We start from the raw sequence: 3,782 nt of genomic DNA, 5'->3' as shown, positions 1-3,782 counted from the left end.
GGGCGATGGTTAGGATACATCTGGGCTGGATCCTCGGGTGGTTGCTGTGGATTCGCAACCTCTAGCGTACCATTCGAGGCATCCTGCCCCCATCGATATTTCTCGCCAACTCAAGTGGTTGGCCTTATCTCAGTGCCATTCCGATCAGGATGTGATGTGGCGCGGCGGAATCGTCATTGCTGACAGCATCGAGCGGTGTGAGGGCGGGAAAGATGGCATCGCCTATGCGTCGGACGACAACCAGTTGGCCGACAGAGAAGGTCTCGCGGACGGTGGCGTCCTGCTCCTGCTCGCACAGCGCCTGCTCATCGGCGACTTTCAGAACGCGCCAGGTCTCGGTGAGTTTGCCGGCCTTCCGCGCCACCCGCTCGCCGCGCTTGATGTGGGCGTCATAGATCGGCAGGACTTCCGGTTGATGATCCTCGAACACCAAGCCAAAGCGCGTGCCTTTCTTGAGCTTGGCAACTTCTTCGGCGATGGTTTGTCGCAAGTCGACATCCGTGATGTCCGCAATCTTGTCTTCCAGGTGGGCCATACTGCTCCAGGCTTGGATGTTCCAGTGTCAAGGTTAATTGACAGCAATCTGTGTCAAGCCGGTATGATACGCGGAAAAATCGGGTCGAAACCCGACAAATCAGTTGACTCTTTCACTGGGGCGATGCTGAATCATTGCTACCCCTGTCAAATTTTTTGAGCAAACATGCCGGTATGAGCCATTCCACGCCCTTTCTCACGCCCCGGTTGGTGGGCGAGCGATTTGCGGAACGCGCCATCCCGTTGGAGCTACTGAAGGATCTGGCCGCGCTGGAGGAAATGATCGTCGAAGTCGCCAAGTGGCGGTATCTTCAGGAGCATCCCAACCGGAAACGCTCGCCGCGCGGGTTTACCGACGAGATTTCCCTCAAGCTCACGGGCATTGAGGCGGGTAGTGCCGTGCCACAGATCAGTGTGTTTTTCGCACCTGACCCCTTCCCCCCTTTGCTGGACTCGTTGCCGCCCGCCAGCCTTCGCTATGTTGATCAAGCGCGCAGCAGTCTCATCGGCGCGATCAACGCCGCTGAACACAACGAGTCGATCACCGAACATTTACCCGATTTCCTGCTCGATTACTTCAACCGCATTGGCCGTGGACTACAGGATTCCGAGCGGATTGACTTCGACCCGGCGAACCTTGAGCGACCCGCGAGCCTCACCAAGGCGACCCGACGCAAGTTGATCCTGGCATCCGCTCAGGTTGAGGAACTGACGGATGACGTGACCTTGCGCGGCACGATCCCCGCCGCCGACCAAGCCAAGATGATCTTTGAGTTACAGGTGCTCAATGGTCCGCGCGTTGCCGCACCGATCGCCACGCCGCACCTGGCAACCGTCTTGGAGGCATTCAATGGGTATAAACAGGGCGCGCGGGTGCGACTGCAAGGCGTCGGGCGCTACAATCGGCATGATCGCCTTCAGGGAATCGATGCCGTTGAGCATCTGAGCCTGTTAGATCCGAACGATATCGCGTCACGCCTGGATGATTTGCGGGCATTGAAACCCGGCTGGCTGGATGGCAAAGGGTTTGCGCCAGACCTGCGCGGTCTCGATTGGCTCGCGCAATGCTTTGAAAGCCGTTACCCCGATCATCTGCCGTTGCCTTACCTCTACCCGACCGCCGAGGGCGGGGTACAAGCCGAATGGTCGTGTCATGCGCACGAAATCACCCTGGATATTTCCCTCGACACCCATCATGGCGATTGGCACGTCCTGAACATGGCGACCGGAGAAGAAACGCCATGGGAACTGGACCTCGATGAATTATCGGCTTGGTCGCAGTTGAGCGCAGCGATTCAGCGCCTGTCCGAGAGTGAACGATGAAAGACCAGACGCTGCTGTTACGCCAGATTCACCCCAACTTTCTGCAAAACGGTCGGGTTTCATCCCAGGCATTTCGCCCAACGCCCAAAGATGAGCAACGGCTATCCGTTTACGATGGCGACCAGATTGATCCCGAGCCAGCTTATCGGCACTACACCGAGACGTTGCGCTTTCAATCCAGTGGCGTCATGGCGGTGACGGTCTCTGAATGCGGCACGCTGGCGCTTCCCGTCGAGCCTGATCCAACTCCATTTCCTGAGCATGTTGTGATTGATTTTTCTGCCTATAGCAAAAATGCCGTGGAGAAAAAGGCCAAGCAGTTGAAAGCAGTCGCAGAAGCGAGGGATTGGCTGTATCGCGGTTGATCCCGGTTTTGAGGTTTTGGTTCGTGCCGAGGGATCCGGTCTCGATCCTGAATTTGCGGGCGAGGAAATGGACCACCACGCCGCCGATCGGATCGGAAAGACATTGGATCTCCGCCCGCCCGATTGAGGGGCACGGGAACTGATTGGCGCTGGCTGGTTCTGAGTTGACTTCGCGCTCGATAGTCGCCTGGCATGGCGACTCGGCGATGACCGATGCGCGCCGCTTTACCCCTCGAACGTCTTCAACGGATCGAACTCGAAAGTCCGGTGCTTGAACTCCTGATAAGAGGCGGGGTTGCTGCGCGGGATCGCCAACGTCGGGGTAACCTGCGGCGCTGGGGTGGCCACGGAAGCCGCCATCGGTGCCGGCGTGGCGACCGGCACGACAGCACGCCGTTCCTGCCGGATCCGCGAGAGCGTCTTGGCAAAAGTACGGGGCGCGATTGCGATCCCGGCAGCGGCAAGCTCGGCGAGGATGTCGGTCGACGACGCCCCCGCCCGCTGGGCGGCTTCGATTTCCGGCAACAGAGCGCGCAGTGACAGCGCCGCCGACCGGCGCGGCGGATGTTGGGCCAGTGCCTGCAAGCGGGTACGGGCCTGGGTTATGTTGTCTTCATCGTGGGGCATACATTGGGACTCTGTGTCGATCAAAGGGGATGATTTGGGGATGGGCGGTGCAAGGGAGGGGCTTAACAAGCGATCTTCTCGCCTGGCGATGTCGCTGACAAGGGCTATCGTTGGGAAACTGGCGGGGCCGGTTGTCGATCGATTCGCTCCACTTTCAGGGACATCCGGGGTTAACTCTGGGGACCAGGCGGACGCAGGTCTGGACATCCCGCCCCGGCAACGGCTTCGGTCGCCACCCTCGGGCCTTGCGCTTGACCCGACGCGGGATTAGGCTGCTGGCAGGCGATGTATGCGGTTCTGAAAACAGGCGTCGCCCATCTGTTCGAGTTTCTGTTGCCGTTCGACTCGGCAAAGCCAGGGAGGCTTCTCGCAGACGCCCCGATTCAACGGGCGGTAGACAGGTCGCTTCCGGCTAGCGACTCATTAAATGTGCACGTTGGCCCGACACGCTTGCAACCGTTGCATTCGCCAAGGGATACCCTCTTATTCGACGCCTCGCGTCATCTGCTTGAACCGCTTCGGCGGTCTGTCCTCGTTCGTCCGTCAATTCGACGACGGGAAACGTGCGTCCGCACGACACTCAAACCGAACCGTCCCGCGCCAGGGATCTGTCGTCTGCGCATGGCCGCGTCTATCGCGCCGCGTTCAGTCGCCAGATTTGCTTGGCCCTCCGTCCGCCAGTCAGTGATCCTGACGGTTCCCGGAGTTCATCGCCTGCGCGGGCGATCCATCAAGACCGCGCGCACCACCGGCAAGCCTTGCGCTTGCGTTCAACCCGCCAGCGCCGCTGGCATGATTGCGACGGACGATCCGTCAGCCGCGTCTCCGTCCGCTGTCAAGCGTCAGAACAGTCGAGTTCTCCGTCCTCTGCGGAAAACCGCCGGCAATCGCTGGCATGATCGACGTGAACGCTCCCGTGCGACCCTGTACAGG

4 protein-coding genes are annotated in these 3,782 nt (G+C 59.9%); 2 read left to right on the top strand and 2 right to left on the bottom strand.

Features of this window, described 5'->3' with window-relative positions; translation table 11 throughout:
• Window positions 1-124: 124 nt before the first annotated feature.
• Window positions 125-535 (bottom strand): hypothetical protein, encoded by a 411-nt coding sequence (locus tag QZY07_RS13090; RefSeq protein WP_295403350.1) that lies wholly within the window; start codon window positions 533-535, stop codon window positions 125-127.
• Between the two features lie 173 nt (window positions 536-708).
• Here QZY07_RS13090 and QZY07_RS13085 point away from each other — a divergent pair, with 173 nt between their 5' ends.
• On the top strand, window positions 709-1,857 hold the full coding sequence (locus QZY07_RS13085; RefSeq protein WP_295403349.1) for a hypothetical protein: 1,149 nt from the start codon (window positions 709-711) through the stop codon (window positions 1,855-1,857).
• On the top strand, window positions 1,854-2,222 hold the full coding sequence (locus QZY07_RS13080) for a hypothetical protein (RefSeq protein ID WP_295403346.1): 369 nt from the start codon (window positions 1,854-1,856) through the stop codon (window positions 2,220-2,222). Before QZY07_RS13085 ends, QZY07_RS13080 begins: the two co-directional genes overlap by 4 nt.
• A 225-nt stretch (window positions 2,223-2,447) precedes the next feature.
• On the opposite strand, the gene QZY07_RS13075 is transcribed toward QZY07_RS13080, so the two are convergent.
• Window positions 2,448-2,849, bottom strand: coding sequence for a hypothetical protein (locus tag QZY07_RS13075; RefSeq protein ID WP_295403343.1), 402 nt, complete (start codon window positions 2,847-2,849; stop codon window positions 2,448-2,450).
• Window positions 2,850-3,782 lie beyond the last annotated feature (933 nt).

Origin of the sequence: uncultured Thiocystis sp. (assembly GCF_903866365.1) — a bacterium.
Lineage (GTDB): Bacteria > Pseudomonadota > Gammaproteobacteria > Chromatiales > Chromatiaceae > Chromatium.
The sequence above is the reverse complement of the archived record's forward strand: the minus strand, read 5'-3'. Positions and strand labels throughout refer to the sequence as shown.